The 1,523-nt window shown below is 72.0% G+C and carries 1 protein-coding gene; it reads right to left on the reverse strand.

Features of this window, described 5'->3' with window-relative positions; all coding sequences use genetic code 11:
* Positions 1–221 precede the first annotated feature (221 nt).
* Positions 222–1,226 carry a hypothetical protein gene (locus ABD329_RS47710; RefSeq protein WP_198281628.1) on the reverse strand — a complete coding sequence of 335 codons (1,005 nt, stop codon included), beginning with the start codon at positions 1,224–1,226 and terminating at the stop codon, positions 222–224.
* Positions 1,227–1,523 lie beyond the last annotated feature (297 nt).

The following is a 1,523-nucleotide window of genomic DNA, read 5'->3' on the forward strand; positions in this document are numbered from 1 at the left end:
CCCCCCTGAGCCCGCCCGGTGCCCCGCCCAGCGGCAGCGGCGCGGCTCCCGTCCCCACAGGCAGCCGCCCGCTGCCGTTGGCGCGTTCTCCGGCCGCGCCAGGGCAGGGCCGGCCCCAGCGGGCCTTCCCTGACGCCGGCGCTCCGCTCGGCGCCGCGGCCGGCGTGTCCCGGGCGCAGCACCGCGGCGCCCGGGGTTCGGGCGCCGCGGCGTCGGCCGTCCTACCGGGCCAGGACCATCACCTTCTCGCCGCCGATGAAGGGCAGGCCCTCCGGCCCGGCGATGTACGGGCTGATCCAGATCGGCTTGTGCGCGCCGCGCGAGGAGTACCACTGGTCCCGCCAGTGTCCGCGTACGACCCACCGGTGCTGGTACTCGCGGCTACCGGACCGCTCGGCCGGGTCGGTACCCCGCTCGGTGCGGGCCCGGCGCAGCCGGATGAGGCGGACCTCGGTGCCGTAGTCCCGGTCGATGCGCTGGATGCGGCGCCGGGAAGCCCGGTCGGCGGCCACACGCTCGCTCGTGGCGATGGACTGGCCCATCAGCAGCCAGGTGGCCTGGATCAGCCGCAGGAGGGCGACGTCGCCCGGCGGTGTGTCGCTCAGGTCAAGCAGCCCCGGCTCGATCAGCGTGGTGCGCTGGTAGTTGTAGCCGTGGATCGGTTGGAGCGAGGCCATCTGGCCGGGGGCGACGTGGGCGAACTTCGTGCGCAGCCACGCCGCGCTCTCGGCCGGGCTGGTGTCCCCTAAGTACTCCGGGAGGGCGGCCTCGACCTGGTCGAGGTACTCGCGGGTTCCGCTCCAGTAGTCGATCGCCAGGTGCCCGAGCCACGGGCCCCAAGTGACCAGTCGAATGGGCTGGTTGCCTGCTGCCTCGTACCGCATCGGCGGGTCCTCGAAGGCGAGCATGCCCGTCGGGGCGGGCAGGTCCTCGGGCCGCATGTCGAAGTTGTCCAGGCTCTGGGCGGCGTGGTGGGCCAGGGCCGTCATGTCGCTGGTGACGTAGGACAGCTCGGCGGTTCGCAGCCCGGCGGCGGTGCGGGCCGCCAGGGCCTGCGGCGTGGTGACGCCGGGCGGCAGGAGGTCGTCGTACGAGGTGCGGGCATCGGCCGAGAGCATGCAGTACAGCCAGTTCGCCATGCCGTCCCGGCCTTGGTCGGTGGCCCAGGCGGCAAGGTCGGCTCTGACCTCGGGTATCTCGCGTGCGGTGGGAGTCGTGACGGCCATGGCCGTCCCCCTTTTCAAGATCGGCAACATCGGGGTGACGTGACATTGGCGTGGGTGCCGCGACGTCATCCAGCGGTGTGCGCGATGTGGCCGTCTGCCGTAGGCGAACTGGAAAGCACCTGGTCAGTGGTGTTGGAGATGCTGCCGTGCGAGACTCGTGGGGCCCCGGGTGTGAGTAGTTGCGGTACAGAAAGTGCCGGTGAGATTGATCTTGCTGGGGCTGGGCTACTTCGCGGGTGCTTCGAGCTGGTGAGGGATGGCTCCCGACCGCAGCTCGCGCAGGTCGGGGATGTGGTT

It is taken from the genome of Streptomyces javensis (assembly GCF_039525925.1).
Taxonomy (GTDB): domain Bacteria; phylum Actinomycetota; class Actinomycetes; order Streptomycetales; family Streptomycetaceae; genus Streptomyces; species Streptomyces asiaticus.

Excerpts from the sequence above, each read along its gene's own strand:
- ABD329_RS47710 (WP_198281628.1), bottom strand. The coding sequence starts at position 1,226 with ATGGCCGTCACGACTCCCACCGCACGCGAGATACCCGAGGTCAGAGCC.